General features: G+C 64.7%; 20 protein-coding genes. 11 read left to right on the top strand and 9 right to left on the bottom strand.

From position 1 onward, the window contains the following. Positions 1–108 precede the first annotated feature (108 nt). On the top strand, positions 109–1,461 hold the full coding sequence (locus tag QNN99_RS01250; RefSeq protein ID WP_229964611.1) for an MFS transporter: 1,353 nt from the start codon (positions 109–111) through the stop codon (positions 1,459–1,461). Between the two features lie 9 nt (positions 1,462–1,470). On the opposite strand, the gene purN is transcribed toward QNN99_RS01250, so the two are convergent. After that, a complete protein-coding gene (purN, locus tag QNN99_RS01245; protein WP_229964610.1) occupies positions 1,471–2,046 on the bottom strand; it encodes a phosphoribosylglycinamide formyltransferase in 576 nt (191 codons plus the stop codon). Positions 2,047–2,085: 39 nt separating this feature from the next. Between purN and QNN99_RS01240 the strand changes: the two genes are divergently transcribed. Beyond that, positions 2,086–2,526: a hypothetical protein gene (locus QNN99_RS01240; RefSeq protein WP_229964609.1), complete on the top strand. Its 441-nt coding sequence runs from the start codon at positions 2,086–2,088 to the stop codon at positions 2,524–2,526. Positions 2,527–2,584: 58 nt separating this feature from the next. On the opposite strand, the gene QNN99_RS01235 is transcribed toward QNN99_RS01240, so the two are convergent. Both QNN99_RS01235 and QNN99_RS01230 read right to left on the bottom strand, forming a co-directional pair. Then, positions 2,585–3,868, bottom strand: coding sequence for a cell division protein PerM (locus QNN99_RS01235; protein ID WP_442860454.1), 1,284 nt, complete (start codon positions 3,866–3,868; stop codon positions 2,585–2,587). Positions 3,869–3,965: 97 nt separating this feature from the next. Further along, positions 3,966–4,718 carry a TSUP family transporter gene (locus tag QNN99_RS01230; RefSeq protein WP_229964607.1) on the bottom strand — a complete coding sequence of 251 codons (753 nt, stop codon included), beginning with the start codon at positions 4,716–4,718 and terminating at the stop codon, positions 3,966–3,968. Between the two features lie 22 nt (positions 4,719–4,740). Between QNN99_RS01230 and QNN99_RS01225 the strand changes: the two genes are divergently transcribed. Continuing rightward, a complete protein-coding gene (locus QNN99_RS01225; RefSeq protein ID WP_229964606.1) occupies positions 4,741–5,376 on the top strand; it encodes a DUF1684 domain-containing protein in 636 nt (211 codons plus the stop codon). Positions 5,377–5,484: 108 nt separating this feature from the next. Next, positions 5,485–6,285 (top strand): MSMEG_6728 family protein, encoded by an 801-nt coding sequence (locus QNN99_RS01220; RefSeq protein WP_229964605.1) that lies wholly within the window; start codon positions 5,485–5,487, stop codon positions 6,283–6,285. A 13-nt stretch (positions 6,286–6,298) separates the two neighbouring features. Here the strand turns inward: QNN99_RS01220 and QNN99_RS01215 are convergent, their stop codons facing one another. The 4 genes from QNN99_RS01215 to QNN99_RS01200 all read right to left on the bottom strand — a co-directional run bounded on the left by QNN99_RS01215 (position 6,299) and on the right by QNN99_RS01200 (position 9,163). Continuing rightward, positions 6,299–6,643: a hypothetical protein gene (locus QNN99_RS01215; protein ID WP_229964604.1), complete on the bottom strand. Its 345-nt coding sequence runs from the start codon at positions 6,641–6,643 to the stop codon at positions 6,299–6,301. A 133-nt stretch (positions 6,644–6,776) separates the two neighbouring features. Further along, on the bottom strand, positions 6,777–7,673 hold the full coding sequence (locus tag QNN99_RS01210; RefSeq protein ID WP_229964603.1) for a PKD domain-containing protein: 897 nt from the start codon (positions 7,671–7,673) through the stop codon (positions 6,777–6,779). Positions 7,674–7,677: 4 nt separating this feature from the next. Continuing rightward, positions 7,678–8,388, bottom strand: a complete 711-nt coding sequence (locus tag QNN99_RS01205) for a DUF6318 family protein (protein WP_229964602.1) — start codon at positions 8,386–8,388, stop codon at positions 7,678–7,680. Positions 8,389–8,515: 127 nt separating this feature from the next. Then, positions 8,516–9,163 (bottom strand): hypothetical protein, encoded by a 648-nt coding sequence (locus QNN99_RS01200; protein ID WP_229964601.1) that lies wholly within the window; start codon positions 9,161–9,163, stop codon positions 8,516–8,518. 173 nt (positions 9,164–9,336) lie between these two features. On the opposite strand from QNN99_RS01200, the gene QNN99_RS01195 reads away from it, so the two are divergent. Continuing rightward, on the top strand, positions 9,337–10,965 hold the full coding sequence (locus QNN99_RS01195; RefSeq protein ID WP_229964600.1) for a stealth family protein: 1,629 nt from the start codon (positions 9,337–9,339) through the stop codon (positions 10,963–10,965). Positions 10,966–11,048: 83 nt separating this feature from the next. Here QNN99_RS01195 and QNN99_RS01190 read toward each other — a convergent pair whose 3' ends face one another. Beyond that, complete coding sequence (locus tag QNN99_RS01190; RefSeq protein ID WP_229964599.1) at positions 11,049–12,722, bottom strand: catalase; 1,674 nt, start codon at positions 12,720–12,722, stop codon at positions 11,049–11,051. Between the two features lie 142 nt (positions 12,723–12,864). Here QNN99_RS01190 and QNN99_RS01185 point away from each other — a divergent pair, with 142 nt between their 5' ends. Then, a complete protein-coding gene (locus QNN99_RS01185) occupies positions 12,865–13,302 on the top strand; it encodes a pyridoxamine 5'-phosphate oxidase family protein (RefSeq protein WP_229964598.1) in 438 nt (145 codons plus the stop codon). Positions 13,303–13,344: 42 nt separating this feature from the next. On the opposite strand, the gene QNN99_RS01180 is transcribed toward QNN99_RS01185, so the two are convergent. Next, entirely contained in the window at positions 13,345–14,241 is an 897-nt protein-coding gene (locus QNN99_RS01180; protein ID WP_229964597.1) for a phosphodiesterase, read from the bottom strand. A gap of 244 nt (positions 14,242–14,485) precedes the next feature. Here QNN99_RS01180 and QNN99_RS01175 point away from each other — a divergent pair, with 244 nt between their 5' ends. From QNN99_RS01175 to QNN99_RS01155, 5 genes are all read left to right on the top strand, one after another. After that, a complete protein-coding gene (locus QNN99_RS01175) occupies positions 14,486–15,100 on the top strand; it encodes a hypothetical protein (protein ID WP_331461751.1) in 615 nt (204 codons plus the stop codon). Between the two features lie 384 nt (positions 15,101–15,484). Continuing rightward, complete coding sequence (locus QNN99_RS01170; protein ID WP_229964596.1) at positions 15,485–15,787, top strand: urease subunit gamma; 303 nt, start codon at positions 15,485–15,487, stop codon at positions 15,785–15,787. Then, on the top strand, positions 15,784–16,161 hold the full coding sequence (locus QNN99_RS01165) for an urease subunit beta (protein ID WP_284015430.1): 378 nt from the start codon (positions 15,784–15,786) through the stop codon (positions 16,159–16,161). Before QNN99_RS01170 ends, QNN99_RS01165 begins: the two co-directional genes overlap by 4 nt. A gap of 1 nt (position 16,162) precedes the next feature. Further along, positions 16,163–17,869: an urease subunit alpha gene (locus QNN99_RS01160; protein ID WP_229964595.1), complete on the top strand. Its 1,707-nt coding sequence runs from the start codon at positions 16,163–16,165 to the stop codon at positions 17,867–17,869. 9 nt (positions 17,870–17,878) lie between these two features. After that, positions 17,879–18,607: an urease accessory protein UreF gene (locus QNN99_RS01155; RefSeq protein WP_229964594.1), complete on the top strand. Its 729-nt coding sequence runs from the start codon at positions 17,879–17,881 to the stop codon at positions 18,605–18,607. The last annotated feature ends 16 nt before the right edge of the window (positions 18,608–18,623 follow it).

The raw sequence follows: 18,623 nt of genomic DNA, 5'->3' as shown, positions 1-18,623 counted from the left end.
TTGCACGTCTTGCCGGAATCGTCCGATTTGCGTTGTACAGTTTCTTCGGACCTGCCGCGAGGGCTGGCCGCACCCAACTCCTCCGCCTCTTGGAAGGCCGCCCCAGCCATGACAACAACCCAAACCCTGCCCACCGGTGACCAGGTGGTTCAGGACCTGCCTTGGAAGTGGAAGGTTCAGGGACGCATCTTCATTATTGGCGGCTTGGGTTTCATGTTTGATGCCTGGGACGTCACCCTTAACGGGGTCCTGATCCCGCTGCTGTCCAAACACTGGGATCTGGAACCGGCGCAGGCGGCGTGGATCGGCACGGCGAACCTGCTCGGCATGGCAATAGGAGCGTTCGTCTGGGGGTCCATTGCGGACGCCATCGGCCGCAAGAAGGCATTCACCGCCACGCTGCTCATCTTTTCGCTCTTCACCGTGCTGGGTGCCTTCTCCCCCGACATCGTCTGGTTCTGCATCTTCAGGTTCATGGCGGGCTTCGGCCTGGGCGGCTGCGTGCCGGTGGATTACGCACTGGTCGGTGAGTTCACGCCCCGCAAGCAGCGCGGCCGGGTGCTCACCGCCATGGATGGCTGGTGGCCGGTGGGCGCCGCGCTCTGCGGTGCGACGTCGGCCCTGATCATGGCGACCTTCGCGGACTGGAGGTTCACCATGCTGATCATGGTGCTCCCGGCACTGCTGGTGTTCTGGGTCCGACGCTCGGTCCCCGAGTCCCCGCTCTTTCTGGTCCGCAAGGGGCGAACCGCGGAAGCCGAAGTGGTTATCAACGACCTCATCAAGCGCACCGGCTCCCCCGTGACGCAGTGGCGGCTTCCGGCACCCGAGGCGCCACCCAAGTTCTCCTTTGGAGGCGTCGCCACACAGCTGACGGACCTGTGGCGGTACAGCTGGAAAATCACCGTGTCCGCCTGGTCCCTCTTCTTCACCATCCTGCTGGTGTACTACCTGGCCCTCACCTGGATGCCGAAGATCCTCGTTGATGCGGGATTCAAGGAATACGCGGCTTTCCTGACCACCTCGGGCATGGCCGCCGTCGGGCTCCTGGGAGTGGTGGTTGCCGCCCTGCTCGTGGAACGGGTGGGACGCAAGTGGATCCTGGCCGTGACCGGTCCGCTGTCGGCCGTCTTCCTGATCATCGTGGCCCTGGTTCTTGATGTTCCAGCCGCGGCAACTGCGTGGCTCCTCGCCTACGGATTCGTGGTGCAGGTTGCCATCCCGGTGCTCTACGCCTATGTGTCTGAGCTGTATCCCACGGAACTGCGCGGCAGCGGGTTCGGCTGGGCGTCGACAATCTCACGGATCGGCGCAGGACTGGGTCCGCTCATCTTTGTCTCCGTGATGTGGCCGTACCTGGGCCTGCCGCTGTCCTTCGGGCTGGCCGGGATCCTGGTGGTCCTGGCCGTGACCTGGATGCTGCGGTTTGCCCCCGAGACGAAGGGCGCGGCCCTGGACTAAGTCGGCGGACTAAGCCGGCGGGCCCTGCGCGCTGAGCCGGCTGAGAGTTTCAAGGAGCAGCCGGCGTTCCTGGATTTTGATCCGCTCGTGCAGGGTCTCTTCGGTGTCGGTGTCCAGGACCTCCACGGCTGCCTGGGCGAGGATGGGGCCGGTATCCACTCCGGCATCAGCTATATGCACCGTGCAGCCCGTGACCTTCACGCCGTAGGCCAGAGCGTCGCGGACGCCGTGCGCGCCGGGGAAGGAGGGCAGCAGCGCCGGATGGGTATTGAGGTAGCGGCCTTCAAACGTGTTAATGAAGTGCTCGTCAACGATGCGCATGAAACCGGACGACAGCACGATATCCGGGTGGTACGACGCGACCTTTTCCGTGAGTGCCAGGTTCCAGTCCGAGCGCCGGTCATAGTCGCGGAAGTTCACCACAAAGGTTTCGAACCCCGCGTCCGCCGCCCGCTGCACGCCGTAGGTGCCGGGACGGTCCGCGCCCACGGCGGCGATTTCGACGTCGAGCTCTCCCCTTGCCACAGCGTCCAGGACAGCCTGAAGGTTGGAACCGGTGCCGGACACGAGAACAACAATGCGCATGCGTCAACCTTAGGCTCAGGCGTCACCTAGGGTTAAACCATGAACAACGACGGCCGTACCCCTGATCAGACTCCTTCGCCGTTGCAGCCGGCTACGCAAAAGACGCCGGCCACCGACGAGCAGAAGCAGAGCACCCGCGGTTACCTGCGGATTTTTGTGGCCCTCGTTGTGGCGCTGCTGCTCACATCCGGTCTGGCCCTGCCATGGAAGCTCGTGCCGCTGGTCTTGGGTGTCGCCGCCATCGTGGTCGGAATTCTTACCTTTATTAAGGTCGTGCGCTACGGCATTGGCCCGGCCCAGATGTTTGTCACCGCCCTTGGGCTGGCGGCGTCGCTGGTGATGACTCTCGGCCTCGGATTGGCGGTTGCCACCTGGGACAACACGCAAAAGCTGGAGACGTGCATGGGCAAGGCGCTCACGATGCAGGCCCAGGACAAGTGCCAGTCGGAGTTCACCAACGGACTCCTGCCGCCGCGCTAGACGGCGCACCGCCGGGCGGGCGTCCGTTCGCTCAGCGCCCACCCGTCCGGCGTTTCGCTCAGCGCTCTTCGTGTTCGAGCCAGGGCCCGACGGCGTAACCCACGACGACGCCGATGCCAACCTCCGCGGCAATCCAGAGCCCCGTCCACAGCGGATCTGCGCCCACCTCGACGAAGCGGCCGATGCCTGCGGAACCGCCCGATATGAGAACTGCAGCGGCGGCGAGGATGCCGGCCACCAGACCCACGAAGACGCCCAGCAGGAGCGTGGAGACCGGGGCGGTGAACCAGCGCGCCCTGATCTTCAGGGACAGCCATTCGTCGAAGTGGTTTTCGCCTTCGCGCAGGAACCACCATCCCGCCAGGACGCCCGCGAGCACCGGCAGGATCAGCGCGGCAACCGCATATTCCATCCCGCCTGCCGGCAGGGCGGCCAGGACCGGCACCGCCGGCAGCGGGCCTACGGTTGTTTCCATCGGACTAATGATGCTGCCGGTTCCGATCGCGAAGCCGGCGCCCGAAGTCCAGCCCAGGGCCCAGCCGACGAAGTTGGGCATGAGCCCCAGCTCGACGACGGTCAGCACCGCGCCGCCGATGATGCCGGCGTCCAGATGTTGGTAGACCGAAACAACGTCAGCCCAGCTCATGACGAGCGCTGCGGTGAGCAGCAGGGCGGAAAAGCCCAGGGCAGCAGTGATGCCGACAACCCCGGCGCGGACCACTGACCACAGGTACGATCCGGCCCAGCGCGAGTGCTGGCTGGTGCGGGAGATCCAGTCGGTCAGGTCCATGCCGATCAGCCGCACCCAGGATCCGGCCTCCCGGCGTGCACCGACGACCAGGCCCAGTCCGGCAGCGATCAGCGGCACCAGGGCTCCGGCCGTCACCGAGACGGAGACGTCGTCGTTGGTGGAAAAGTGGGCGGCGGTTCCGCCGAGCACCGCGTACGTTAGCAGCGCGCCCAGCAGTGCCTGCCACAGCTGGTCGGTGTAGGACGCCCTGGCCAGCCGTCGGCCGGCCCGCCAGGACAGGAAGAACGGAATGAGCGCCAGTCCCAGCGGAAACAGGGACAGCACGCCGGTGGTTTCGTCTGTGCCCACTGTCCCGGCAGGGAAGGTGAGGTTCAAGGACACTCCGTGAATCAGGAGCCAACCTTGCCCGCCCAGCTGGGCGAGCGACGCGAAGTCGCGGTCGTTAAAGCCGTCGGCAAACCACACACCGATCAGCGGCAGGAATATCAGCAGGGCGGAGAGGACTGCGGCTTGGCCGAGTTCGACCACTCCCTGCAGCCACAAGGGCATAGGTAGGACGCCCGGGGATTTCGGGCGGGTAAAAAGTTTCATCTCCACTATCGTCCCATTCACCGCCCGGCGGGTGGTTCAGGACGAGCCGTGTCGGGTGCCAAGCGGCCACGCTCGCGGGCAGGCAGGCGAACGGGACTTAGCCCGCGAGGTCGATGATGCCTTTAACCAGGGCAGCCGCGGCACCGAAGAACGCAAAGATCACGACGGCGGCCCGCGCCTGGTCGTCGCGGATGAAGCGCTGCAGCTTCTCGCCGGCGTAGATGCCGCCGACGATCATCAGCGCGATCAGGGCCCAGGCCCAGGCTCCGAACGGAGGCATCTGGCCGGGATCCAGGGACAGCTTGGTGGTGAGGGTCACGATGGCGATGGTGACGAAAAAGGGCTGCAGGGTGGCGGCGAACGGGCGCTGCGGCCAGCGGGCCATGAGGGCATAGGCGCTCACCGACGGGCCGCCGACGCCGGCCACGGCGTTGGTGACTCCGGAGAGAAAACCCGCCACCGCCTTGGGCCCGTTGCCGGTGATTGTCACCGAGGTCCGCTGCATCAGCAGCGACACGGTCAGCGCAACCAGCACAACGGCGCCCACCACCACTGCCATGGGTGCGGACGGCAGGTACACCGCAGCCACGGACGCGGGAATGCTTCCGCACACCGCCGGGATCGCCAGCCACCGGTACATGCTCCAGTCAATGTCCTTCCAAACCCGCAGCATGATCAGCGCCGAGGAGACCAGCCCGCAGACATTCACCATCAGCACTCCCCCGTGCGAACCCAGGATGATCACCAGGAACGGCGAGATGAGCAGGGCGAACCCCAATCCGGCAATCCGCTGTGCGATGGCTCCGATGAAAACAGCCACGAGTACGACGATGAGGAGTCCGGTAGTCACTCGAACACACTACGCTGAGCGCATGGTTTCCCCCGTTTCGGTCCTTCAGACAGCGGATTGGCGGCAGCGCGTGTTCGGCCTGTACGCCCAGGTGCGACTCACTGCGCAGGAGGTGTCGCCGTCGTACGCGCACGGACTGTGGCGCGCGGAACGGGACCGGCTCTTCGCCGAGCATCCGGCGTCGCCGCTAAAGCCGGCGGCCCGGGCGCGCTTCCGCGGCCTGGAGATCGGCGCCTACGATCCGGATTTGCGCTGCGATGCGGTGATCGACGACGACGGCGCGGGCCAGGTGATGGACGTGCCCACCGGGACTGACGGCGTCGTGCCCTTTGTCCGGCTGGGCACCGTGGAGGCCGACGGCGTGGGCCGGCTCGCCGTGTGGCGGCTGGCCTCGTACGGCGGCGGGATTTTCCTGCCGCTGCGCGACGGGCTTTCCGGCACGGACGGCGGCAGCTACGGCGGCGGGCGGTATTTGCTGGACACGATCAAGGGGGCAGACCTCGGTGCCGGCGCCGCTCCCGGGAGTTTGCTCCTGGATTTCAACTTTTTGTACAACCCGTCGTGCGCTTATGACGAGGCCTGGGCCTGCCCGCTTCCGGGTCCCGACAACCGGACGGATGTTCCGCTGCGGGTTGGCGAACTGTACGCGGAATACTAGCCGGGCGTGCCTGAGCTGGACCCGTGACCCCTTCCGGCTCCCCCGCGCTCCCCGCCGATGCTGCGGAGCTTCCTTCGCCGTCGGGCCGGGGAATGACACACTGGTCCGGTGCAAACGTTTCTCCCCTATGACAGTTTCAGCCGCAGTGCCGGCGTTCTGGACCAGGCCCGGCTGGGCAAACAGCGGGTAGAGACGTTGCAGGTGCTGCGCGCCCTGGTCATCCCCGATTACGGTTGGCAGAGCCATCCCGCGATGAAGATGTGGATGGGGTATGTGCCGGCGCTGACCGCCTACGGGCTGGCCATGACCAAGGAATGGATCGCCCGCGGTCACGCCGACACCGTCTACGAGCAGCTTCTGGAGTTCGCGCCCGAGTCCGACGGCGCCGACGTCGTGCTGCCGCCGTGGTTCGGTGACGCCGCGTTCCACGAGAGCCACCGCTCCAACCTCATACTTAAGTCGCCCGACGTGTACGGGCCGCTCTTTCCGGACACCCGTGCCGGGCTACCCTATGTCTGGCCGGAGCCGGAGCATCCCGCGCTTCCCGCCGAGCCCGGCGGCGACGCCCTCTGGGTTGCCCGGCCTGCGGCCGGAGGTTCTGCCGATAATCCAAGGATTGTGTTGCCCATGCTGTCGGCAAAAGGCACTCCCATCGTCGGCAAGAAGGGCCGGCAGCTGGTGCGGTTCCTGGAGGACATGGACGAGGGCGACGACGTCGTCCTGCTGGGAGCCGACCGCGCCGTGCTGCGCACCGGCACCGTGGGTCCGGTGCGGCTGACGAACGACACCGCGACGCGCCCCGTCACGGTCACTGGCGAAATCCTGAGATCCGAGTTTGAGCATCCCGCGCTGTTGCAGGATCCTCGGACGCTTTTCCGGGTGCCGCGGCCAGGTTTCCTGACCAGCTAGCGCCTGCGAGTGGCTAGCAGCCGAAACCGGCAGGGTTCACGAGGCAGTCATCGGCAACGTTGCGGGATTCGGATTTCCAGACGCTGACGGTTTCGGGCGGCGTATCGAAGATGCCGCGCCCGTCAATCGGAATCATCGGGCCGCCGTTCAGGGAATACTCCGCGGTGAAGTACACGGTGGCATGAATCTGAAAATTACCGGTCGATGTGTAAGCGTGGCTTGTCGCGGTCGGTTCACCGATTTGCAGGTCAGGCAGGGGTGCCCCGGAATCATAGCTCAATTCGCTCTGCGTTCTGCGTTCTGCGTTCTGCGTTCTGCGTTCTGCGTTCTGCGTTCTGCGTTCTGCGTTCTGCGGCAAAGCATACGGAGTTATCCTCAGGACACCAGACAAAACCGGAGACCCACGGCAGTAAAGGGAACTAGCGCGTATCCCGCAGCGACACCAGCGTCTGCTTTACGTCTGGGAACGCGCCTATCCCGGAACAACCCGCCTAACAGCCAAAACCAGCAGGATTGGCGAGGCAATCGTCGGCCACACTTCGGGATTCAGATTCCCAGACGCTAATAGTCTGCGTCGGTGGGAATGCCAGGGCTCGGCCGTCAATGGGTATCATCGGACCGCCGTTGATCGAGTATCTGCCGGAAAAGTAAATTGCAACGGATACGAAATACTCACCGGGTTCCTCATAAATGTGGCTTGTTTGCGTCGCGTCCCCGACAAGGTCATCCGGAAGCGGGCCTCCTGGACGGGACGACGGCCCATATATGGTTCCATCCCCGTAATTCCACTCATACTCCGTGGGGCGGACCTGGATCCGTATGCTCTGCCCCAGCAGCGACATGTCGAATGTCTGCTCCCGTGCGTCGGCATACAGGTTAGTGGGCATGTTGACTAAGGAGAAAGGGCTCGGTTGCAGTGTGAACTGACCGGGATCGATCGGCGCCGTCTGGAATTCTGTGAGGACCAATCCGACCAGCTCAGCGGCAACTTCGTCAGGATCCGAGGTGTAGATACAGGTGGGGGTGTCACCGTACCTGGGCCAGGTCTCTCGAGGGGTTGCCTTCAAACCGCTGTACCACCACACATACTTACCATCCGGCGCAGCATCACATTCCACGGGTTGGCCTGCCAAGCAGTCGATATCACCGGTTTCATCATCAAAGCAGACCGGGCGATAGTAAAAGCCAAACAAACTTTCCGGTGTCCCCACGTTGACCGGGACAATGTTCCCCGTCGCTGGGTCCCGCTCACGCACGATACCTTCGACTCCCCCTGGCAGCAGCTTCCCTTCACCGTCTGTCTCACCGTAAGCCGGAGTGAACGAGGAACTAACGAGCGCTAGCATAATAATACAGAAGACTAAGGGGGCTTTTACCTTGAGTACCATCGCATCACATTTCTAGCGTTTCCAGGATGATTACATACCACCCGGACCCTGAAACATATTGGGCTTCCATGAGTTGAACTCCTGGGGTACTGCTTTCGGTTTCCGTCCCTTGAACTCCCTCTGGACCAAAGAATTGCATCTCGTCTTGGAGGATCAGGGTTGTCGCTTGAAAATAACCGTCGACGGTGGCCACAAAATTAGAGCTCACATCTTGAACATGGAGTTTCCCACCAACCATCCAATCGTCGTCTACGTAACCCTTTTGAATAACGCGGTAGTAACTCCTACAGGTGATGCACGTTTCAGCACTAACAGCACGAACAGGTTCAGGGTCGCCGGTTTCGTACCCATAGTTGGCCAGCGCATACCAGTACTCGGCGAAGGCCTCGAGACCCTCCTTCGATTCCTGCTTCGCCAGCTCGGGCATTACGGGCAGGGGGACGTTCTCGGCAGGTCCCTCAGCAGTCGCCGGCTTGTAGGCAGCAGTAGGGGTCGGCGTGGGCGTCGGGGTCGGAGACGCGGAGGCAGACTCGGTAACATCACCGCCAGCACTGGCACTCCCACTCGGCGCAGCACTATTCGAGCCTTCAGCGGCCTCGGCACCGGGATCATCGCCGGAACCCGAACACCCACCCAGCACCAACACCGCAGCGAGCCCAAGGGCGCCTAGCCGGGCAGCAGAAAAGTTATCAGAGCGAAAACCAGTGCGGAACATTCAAGAACCCCCAGGGCAAAATCGTGCGGGACTGTGAGTGACGCCAATAGTACGAGGCTGCGGCACAGCATACGGAGTTATCCACAGGACGCCAGAGAAACCCGGAAACCCGCGGCGCTAAAGGGAACTAGCGCGTATCCCGCAGTGATACCAGCATCCGCTTCACGTCCCGGAACTCGTCACTGGTTTCGTACGCGGCAGCACCCTCGAGATAGGACTGCCCCGCGCCCACCGCGTCCGAAGGATAAGAACCGGCGAAGCGCCCGCCGCTGGACTCCGTAAAGGTGAAGAAATCAAACAGACCGCACTGGCCGCGGTCACCGATTTCACTGATCACCGCATAGGTGGCGACTGCCTCGCCCCGTTCCGGAGAGGACGGCGCCACGGAACGGTAAACGAACCGCTGCTCGGTGCCCTGCTCCGAGTCCAGTTCCGGCATGGGCTCGGTGTCGTACTCCGTGTAAGCCGCCTGCTCATCGGGATCGGCGCAGACCAGGTCGGTGATGATCCCGGTGTCGAGCCGGGCCACCATGTCTCCCTCGGCGTCGTTCACCTGGACCGAAATGCCACCGGCGGGATCGTTGGCGAGCGGCGGCTTCTCCTGCACCGTCCAGTCCGCCCGGTGCTCAAAGACCAGGGATCCGTCCGGCGTCGTATAGGACACCCAGGCTGCCGGGGTGCCGGAGGTCTCACCCGTACCCGACGGAACGGCACAGGATGACATACTGAGCACAAGCAGCGTCGCCGCAGCCAGCGTGGTGTTACGGTATCTCACATCAGCTCCCGGAGATGTCCGCGCTAGCACCCAATGCTACTCAGCAGCGGCACCCGCGCCCAGAGCATCCGGGTTTTCCGGGGAATGCTCGGCACATCCGGGCCGCACCCCGGAGACCAGCACCACACTATGTGCAGAGCCGCACGAGCCGCACTCTTCAGCCGCGGCCCGCCATGCCCGCACACACGAACTTATTGGAGGTTCCGATTACAGATATAGCCGCAGAACACGATGTGTATTTCGGTACCCCCGAGCCCGTGCATGAAAGCGAAAATCTCCAGACCGCCTCTCTGGCAGTCATCGAGCGGGTAGAGCACCGGCCCGACGTCGTCAAGGTCAAGGGCCGCCTGACGCTGATGGACACCGGCCTGACCCCGCACCAGGCCATGGTCCAAGACCTGCTGTTTGTCCGGAAAATCCTGGACAACGCCGGCATCACCTACCTTCTGGTGCGCGGCAACGACCAGCGCCCGGTCATCGCCATTGACCTCGCACACCGCGAAGAACTGCGCCGCGCCATGGTCGAGGCCTGCCGCGAGGAACCCTTCTACGCGCGCAGCGTCGACACCAAAAAGACCCGTACCCTGCTCATCGCCGACGGCGAACTCTGGCCGGCGGACAAGTCCCGGATCATCCGAGTCTTCCGCCCCCGCGCCGTCAGCGGCACCAACCTCACCTTCGGTCCCTCCGCCGGCGTGCAGCTGGAGCTTTGGGACCTCACCGGCCCGGCGATCACGCTGCCGGTGGAGAATTCGCTGACCCGCCGCACCCTGCCGGCCAGTGAAGTGGTCCGCGGCACCGTGGAAAAGCACGGACTGACCTGGCCGACCATCGAGAACATGTTCGCCGACCATGCCACCGACATCGACTTCGACGTGGATCTCGTCTTCTCCTGGGTAGACGGCAGCTCCGCCGAGTACCAGGCTGCGCGCGCGGCCCGGATGAAGGACGCCGTCGTTGGTGAAGGCGACGACCACGAGGCCCGGTTCCGCCACGTCAACGAGCTCAAGTACGCCCTGCGCTCGGTGTACATGTTCGCACCGTGGATCCGCCGGATTTTCATCGCCACGGACTCGGACCGTCCCGAGTGGCTGGCCGACCATCCGTCGGTGACCTTTGTGCGCGCGGAGGAGCATTTCAAGGATCCCTCGGTGCTGCCCACGCACAACTCGCAGGCGGTCGAGGCCCAGCTGCAGCACATCCCGGGCCTGGCGGAGCATTTCCTGTACTCCAACGACGACATGTTCTTCGGCCGGCCGGTGGGACCGGATCTGTTCTTCTCCCCCGGCGGCATCACCAAGTTCATCGAAGCCAGCACCCGGATCGGTTTGGGCGCGAACGATTCCGAGCGCAGCGGCTTCGAAAACGCAGCGCGCGTCAACCGGCGCCTGCTGTGGGAGCGCTTTGGCCGGATCACCACCCGGCATCTGGAACACACGGCCGCTCCGCTGCGAAAGAGCGTGCTCCTGGAAATGGAAAACGCGTTTCCGGATGAGTTCGCCGCCACGGCGGGGAGCAGATTCCGCGCCAAGGACAACATATCGGTGACCAACTCGCTGTACCACTACTACGCGCTGCTCACCGCGCGTGCGGTGACCCAGGAAACCGCGAAGGTGAAGTACGTGGACACCACGTCCTATGCCGGCCTGAAGCAGATGGACAAGCTCCTGGCCAAGCGGAACATGGACCTGTTCTGCCTCAACGACGGCAGCTTCCCGGAAGTCCCGGCCCAGGAACGCGCCGAGCGCGTCACGGACTTCCTGGAGAAGTTCTTCCCGATCAAGGCGCCCTGGGAAAACTAGCGCACGCACGACGACGGCGGAGCCCCCTTGCGTGCGGGGCCCCGCCGTCGTCGTTGTCTGACGCGTTCTTGGTGCAGGCGCCGCTAGCGGCTGACCACCACGTGCTCGTTGGGAACGCAGTGCGTCATGGTCAGGCCCTCAACGTTGCGCGGCCCGTTGTGCCCCAGGTTCTTCATCCAGGCCTTTTCAGCCTCGGACAGGGTCTGGGTGGCCAGCGGCCCCAGGTCCTTCACCTCATCCAATCCGATGCCCAGGCCGTCGCCGACACGCGCGCCGAGTTCGTCGTCGCACATGTAGAAGTGCCACAGCATCCGCTCCTGGACCGGACGGATCGCCTCGCTGATGTTGGCGGTGAAGTTGGCGACCAGATCGTCCTTCTCCCACTGTTCCATCAGCTGGAAGCGCTGGCCGGCCTGGATGTAGTCGTTGGTGCGCGGCAGACGGGCACGGGTCAGCTTGCCGGTAAGGTCCGGCCCCTGCTCCTCATGGGCCGGCTTGAGCGCTTCCGGGATGCCGCCGGTGATTGAGGGTTCGTAATTCACATGCGGATTCTGCCCCGGCGCGAGGTCGGTGAAGTACGACATCTGGCCGCCGCGCTGGTTGGTGGCCGCCGGTGCGTGCTTGGGTGAGTTCACCGGCAGTTGCAGGTAGTTCGGCCCGACCCGGTAACGCTGGGTATCCGAATAGCTGAAGGTGCGCCCCACCAGCATCTTGTCGTCGGAGAAGTCCAGCCCGTCCACCAGCACACCGGTGCCGAAGGAAATCTGCTCAGCCTCGTTGTGATGGTCGGTGATGTTCCGGTTCAGCGTCATGGTGCCCACGAACTTGGGCTCGAAGTCCTGCTCCGGCCAGGTCTTGGTGTCATCGAGCGGATCCCAGTCCAGCTCCGGATGATCGTGGTCATCCATCATCTGCACGTAGAGGTCCCACTTGGGGTAGTTGCCGCTTTCGATGGCCTCATACAGGTCCTTGGAGGCATGCCCCAGGTCGTTGGCCTGGATGTTGGCGGCGTCCTCCTCGGTCAGGGATTTCACGCCCTGCTGCGGCAGCCAGTGGTATTTAACCAGCTTGGTGTCGCCCTGCTCGTTCACCCATTTGTAGGTGTTCACGCCAAAACCCTGCATGTGCCGGTAGTCCGACGGAATGCCGCGCGGGCTGAACAGGTTCACCAGCATGTGCATGGATTCGGGGGTCTGGGACATGAAGTCGAAGATCCGTGCCGGTTCCTGCCGGAAGGTGATGGGGTCCGGCTTCAGGGAATGGATGACGTCCGGGAACTTGATTGCGTCGCGGATGAAGAAGACGCCGAGGTTGTTGCCGACCAGGTCCCAGTTCCCGTCCTCGGTGTAGAACTTCACCGCGAAACCACGGGGGTCGCGGGAGGTCTCGGAAGAATCGCGGCCGCCAATGACCGTCGAGAACCGGATGGCGACATCGGTCTTCTTGCCCGGTTCGGAGAGCAGCCGGGCCCGGGTGTAGCGGGAGATCGGCTCATCTCCCCATTTCCCTGACGCTTCGAACTCGCCGTAGGCCACGAAACCGCGGGCGTGCACCACGCGCTCGGGGATGCGTTCGCGGTCGAAGTGGCTGATTTTCTCGAGGAAGGGATAATTCTCCAGAGTGGCCGGGCCGCGAGGGCCCACGGTGCGGCTGTTCTGGTTGTCGTAAACCGGGTGGCCCTGACGGGTGGTCAGGTGCTGTCGGACGGGCTTCTGCTGCTCGCCGCCGGCGGGGATCGGGTTTTCTGCGTCAGTCATTACGTTCTCTCCGTGTCGGTGTTCGAACTGATCAGGGTGAGGTGTTCCACTTCAACTCTTAGTGCGGTCTGCTTCACACGTCAACTGCGCCTCGCCGCCGCCCGCAGTGGCGGCAACCGCCGCCGCTTGGCACACTGGGGCCATGACTACTGAAGATCTCCCGCCCGTTGTGGATTTAACCCCCGAGCAGAGCTGGAAATACCTGGAGAAGACCTTCCATGGCCGTTTGGCGGTCAGCGTAAACAACCGGCCGAGCATTTATCCGCTCAACTATTACGCGCACGACGGCGTTCTCCTCTTCCGTACCAGCCCGGGCACCAAGCTGGCAGAGTTGACCGTGAACGACCACGTGGCCTTCGAGGCCGACGGGATTCACAGTGACCAGGCCTGGTCAGTTGTCGTCAAGGGCACTACGCGCCAGCTTGAGAATCAAAGCGAGATCGACGCAGCCGATGCACTGCCGCTGCAGCCGTGGGTGCGGACGCTGAAGTACCGCTACGTGGAGATTCGCCCGGAAAGCGTCACCGGGCGCTTCTTCAATCTGGGCCCGGAGCCTGAGCGCCATGCAGAGGAGGGCTGACGCCCCAGGCTAAGGGTTAACGCCTCAGGCGGAGGTAACGCCTCAGGCGGAGGCCAGCTGCTGCGCGTCGAGGATGCGGACGCCGGCCGCATCCAGGCGGCGGCGGGTTTCCGCCTCGTCCACCCGCTCGCCGACCGTTTTGTTCTCCTCCAACGGCACGACCGAATGCACCACTGAGTCCTCATAGACGTGCACCATGTTGTACGCCTGCCCGGCGTCCTGGCCGCGGGTTCCCGGGGTGGTCAGATCCTGGGTGTAACAGGTCGCTGACGCCACGGACACGGGGATGCCGGCAAATGTGGCAAACGTCGAGTAGTGCAGGTGGCCCGCAATGATGGACCGGACATCCGTTCCTTCCAGGACGGCGGCGAGATCCCGCTGATGGCGCAGCTCCACCAGGACGGTCAGGTCCTGAACGCTGGGGACCGGCGGGTGGTGCATGGCCAGGATGGTGCCCTCCGGTGCCGGCGTCTTTAAAACGTTCCGGAGCCAGTTCAGCTGGGCTCCGCTGAGCTCACCGTGGTGGTACCCGGGCACCGTGGTGTCCAGCGTGATAATCCGGAGTCCGTTGACCAGATACACGCGGTCCACCGGTGCCATGTCCGGGACTTCGCCCAGCAGCGCGCTCTTGAGGTTTTCGCGGTTGTCGTGGTTGCCCATGGCCCAGATCAGCCGGGCGCCCATCCGTGCGGCAACCGGGGCCACGATGTCGCGGAGTTTGCTGTACGCCTGCGGTTCGCCCTTGTCCGCCAGGTCGCCGGTGAAGACGATGGCTTCGGGCTTTTGTCCTGAAACTTCCAGTCTGGCGAACAGCTCGGCCAGCTTGGCCTGGCTGTCAACTGCGCCGTAGAGCGGGTTCGTGCCGCCGACCAGGTGCGTGTCGCTGAGATGAAGAATAAAGTGACGCGGCCGGGGATGTTCGGCCGGGAGGGAATCCATGAGGACCTTCCAGTGTCGACGACAGCTGCTACTGCTTTCGTTCTCCTCCATAAAAGCAGAGTTTCGAGTCGAGGGTTAACCACCGGCGGCGTGTTGTCCGCTCACGTAGTTCAGGTATCCCCCGGTCCGGGAGCCGCCGACCGGCCCGCCGCACCCGGCCTCCGGTTGGATTACTTGCTCTGGCGCGCTGCCCGTCCCGGCCGTAGGCTCATGGTTGTCAGCGACTTCACCGGAAGGATCCCCCATGAGAATCAGCCACATTCCGCTGCGCCTGGCCTCCGGCGCCTACATCCTGAATTCCGGCCTGGGCAAGCGCAATCTGGACGAGGAAAGCGCCGCCGGCCTGCAGCAGATGGCTTCCAACGCCTTTCCCCAGGTCCTGGACCTTGATTCTGCCCGCTTCGGCAAGCTGCTCAGCGCAGCCGAGATCACGGTGGGACTGACCCTGCTGATGCCGTTCATTCCGAGCCGCCTCGCCGGACTGGTGCTTGGCGCGTTCTCCGGCGGAATGCTCACCATGTATGCAAAGACTCCGGGCCTGACCGAAGCTGATGGTGTCCGGCCCACCGCTCAGGGCACGCCGCTGGCCAAGGACGTCTGGATGGCCGGCATTGCTGCGTCCCTGATCCTGGACCGCAAAAACAGGACCAAGATCAAGGAAGTCACCAAGATCAAAGAGGTCAAGGTGCCGACGCCGGTCAAGGCGGGTGCCGCTGCCGCGGCCGTGAAGGCAGCGAAAAAGGCCACGTTGCCCGCTCCGGCCAAGGCCGGTGCCGCCGCCGTCACTGTGAAGGCAGCGAAGAAGGCCAAGGAATCCCGGAAGTCCAAGGACCGCAGAGCCGGCCGGAAGTCCAAGTAGTCCACGTACGGCAACCGCCGAAGGGCCTTGGGCGCGCTCAAACCCGCCGTATCTGCACTCTGGGCGCCCGGGCCGCGCCGAGAGTACACGTCTGGTGGGATACGGGCAGCACCTGCCGCCGAGAGTCCACGTCTGACGACTTGAATCGGACGGAACCCGCCACAGCTGCACACTCGGTGCCGGGGCCGCGCTCAAACCCGCCATAGCTGCACTCTCAGTGAGCTGGCGGGCTTGGTTGAAGTGGCAAAGGAATCCGGCAGAGCCCGTTATCTGCACGATAGATTCCGGCGGGATGGCCTGACGACCCCGCCCAGAAACTAGCGGAGCTGCTGCCCGCAGGTAACACGCAACACACCGGAAACATAGCAGTGCCACAATCTCCCCATGTTTCTCACGCCATCGGATACGGAAAAGCTGCTGCTCAGCGTGGCCGGCATGGTCGCGCGCGACCGGCGTTCGCGCGGACTCAAGCTCAATTATCCGGAAGCCGTGGCCCTGATTTCCTGCTGGGTCATGGAACGGGCGCGCGAGGGCGGCGGAGTCGCCGACCTGATGAGTGAGGGCCGCCGGGTCCTCACCCGGGATGACGTCATGGAAGGCGTCCCGGAGATGATCCCGGACCTCCAGATCGAAGCGACGTTTCCCGACGGCCGCAAGCTGGTAACGATCACGGAGCCCATCTCATGAGCGCCCCCCTGATCCCCGGTGAGGTCCGCACCGCCGCCGGCAGCCTCGAGCTGAATGCGGGCCGGGAATCCCGAGCGCTGGTCGTCACGAACACCGGCGACCGGCCGGTCCAGATCGGCTCACACTTCCACTTCGCCGATGTGAACACCGCCCTGGCCTTCGACCGGCCGGCTGCCCGCGGGTTCCGGCTGAATGTGCCGGCCGGCACGGCTGTGCGGTTCGAACCCGGGGCGTCCCGGGAAGTGTCGCTGGTCCGGCTGGCGGGTGCGGGCGTCGTGCCTGGCCTGCAGATCCGGCACGACGACGACGGCGACGGCACCCGTGGCTCCGGCGCGGAGCCCGGCCCCGGCTCCGAGTCCGGAACGGTCCGCTGACATGCAGATCAACCGACGCGACTACGCGCACCTGTACGGCCCCACCGTCGGAGACTCCGTCCGGCTCGGCGACACTGACCTGTGGATCAGCCCGGAAAAGGACTACACCTTCGGCGGCGACGAATCGGTTTTCGGCGGCGGTAAGAACATCCGCGAATCGATGGCCCAGTCCACACGGACTTCCGCTGAAGGTGCTCCTGACCTGATCATCACCAACGTGCTGATCGTGGACCACTGGGGCATCGTCCGCGCCGACGTCGGCGTGAAGAACGGGCGCATCGCCGGAATCGGCAAGTCCGGCAATCCGGACATCATGGACAACATTTCTCCGGAGCTGGTGATCGGCCCCGGAACCGAAGTCATTGCCGGTGAAGGACGGATCCTCACCGCCGGCGGAATTGATACCCACGTCCATCTGCTGGGCACCGATGCACTGCGTGAGGCCCTGGCCTCCGGCATCACCACGGTGGGCGGCGGCGGCACCGGACCCGCCGAAGGGTCCAAGGCCACCACGGTCACTCCGGGCGCCTGGAACCTGCAGGTGATGCACCGCGCCCTGGACACGCTGCCGATGAACTTCCTGCTCTATGGCAAGGGCAACACGGTCAGCCAGGCTGCCCTGGAGGAACAGGCCCTGGCCGGAGCCGCCGGGTACAAGGTGCACGAGGACTGGGGCTCCACCCCGGCGGCAATCGACGCGGCGCTGACCGCCGCGGACCGATGGGGCGTCCAGGTGGCGCTGCATGCCGACTCCCTCAACGAAGCCGGCTACGTGCAGCACACCCTGGAGGCGATCAGGGGCCGCGGCATCCACGTCTTCCACGCCGAAGGCGCCGGCGGCGGACACGCCCCGGACATCATCACCGTGGCCTCGGCCGCCAACGTGCTGCCGGCATCGACCAATCCCACCCTGCCGTTCACCGTCAATACCGTCGCCGAACACCTGGACATGCTGATGGTCTGCCATCACTTGAACCCGCGCATCCCCGAGGACCTGGCGTTCGCCGAGTCACGGATCCGGGCCAACACCATGATGGCCGAAGACGTGCTGCAGGACCTGGGCGCCATGTCCATCACCTCCTCCGATGCCCAGGCGATGGGCAGGATCGGCGAAACCATCACGCGCACCTGGCAGGTGGCACACGTGATGAAGAACTACATGGGCGCCTCGGAATCGGCGCTGCCCGCGGACAACGAACGGGTTCGCCGCTACATTGCCAAATACACCATCTGCCCGGCCGTTGCCCACGGCATCGATTCCGAGGTCGGATCGATCGAGGCCGGCAAGATGGCGGACCTGGTCCTGTGGAATCCGGCGTTCTTCGGCATCCGGCCGTCCCTGGTGATCAAGGGCGGCGCGATTGTCGCGGGGCAGATGGGCGATCCCAACGCGTCGCTGCCGACCCCGCAGCCGGTCTGGATGCGCGAGGCCCTGGCCGGACGGGCGTCCTCGGCGCCGCATCTGTCCACCTCCTTCGTCGCCCAGGCCGCACTGGATGACGGGCTGGCCGACAAGCTCGGGCTGGTCCGGACACTGACCGCCATCCGTTCCACCCGCGACGTGACCAAGGCATCCCTGCCGAACAACACCGCGCTGCCGGACATCCAGGTGAATCCGGAGACGTTCCTGGTCAGCATCGACGGGCAGGTCATCGAACCCGCTCCCGCCGCCGAGCTGCCTCTGACCCAGCGCTACACGCTGTTCTAGGCCGCCGACATGACGAACGCGGACGACGACGGCGGGGGTGCCGGGGGTGCCAGCGGTGCCGGGGAATCAGCAATCGCCGCCTTCCTCCTTGCCGATTCACGGTTGCCTTCGGGCGCCTACTCGCATTCGGCCGGATTGGAGCCGGCGGTAATGGCCGGGCTGCAGGTGGACGGCGTTTATCCCTATCTGGTGTCCCGGCTGCAGACCGTGGTCCGGATGGAGACCTCGGCGGCCGTGCTGGCGCACCGGCATGCCCGGGAGCTCAGTGCCCAGGGCCCCGGTTTCGCCGCCCTGGAGTCCGCGCTCGACGCCCGGACTCCCTCCGCCGCGCAGCGGGAAGCTTCCCGCCGTCTGGGCCGGGGAATGCTGCGGCTGGCGGCGACGCTCAAACCCGGGGACCCCGCCGTCGTCGTCCTGAAACGGGAAGCTCCGCGTCCCACCCGACCGGTGGCGCTGGGCGTTGCGGCCCAGGCGCTGGGAGTGGGCGAACGGCAGCTGGCCCGGCTCTGCTGCTATGACGATGCGCAGTCAGTGGTTGCCGCCGCCCTGAAGCTGCTGCCCATCGACCCGATGTCCGCCACCGCCTGGATCCTGAAGGCCGAACCGCAGATCAACGCCGTCGTCGCCGAAGCCCTGCAGACGCAGACCGTTGACGACATCCCCGCCCTCAGCGCTCCCTGGATGGAGCACTGGGCCGAAGACCACACCGAAAGAACAAGGAGGCTGTTCGTTGCCTGAAAACACTGCACCGAAG

The sequence above is a fragment of the Arthrobacter sp. zg.Y820 genome (assembly GCF_030125555.1).
Lineage (GTDB): Bacteria > Actinomycetota > Actinomycetes > Actinomycetales > Micrococcaceae > Arthrobacter_B.
The sequence above is the reverse complement of the archived record's forward strand: the minus strand, read 5'-3'. Positions and strand labels throughout refer to the sequence as shown.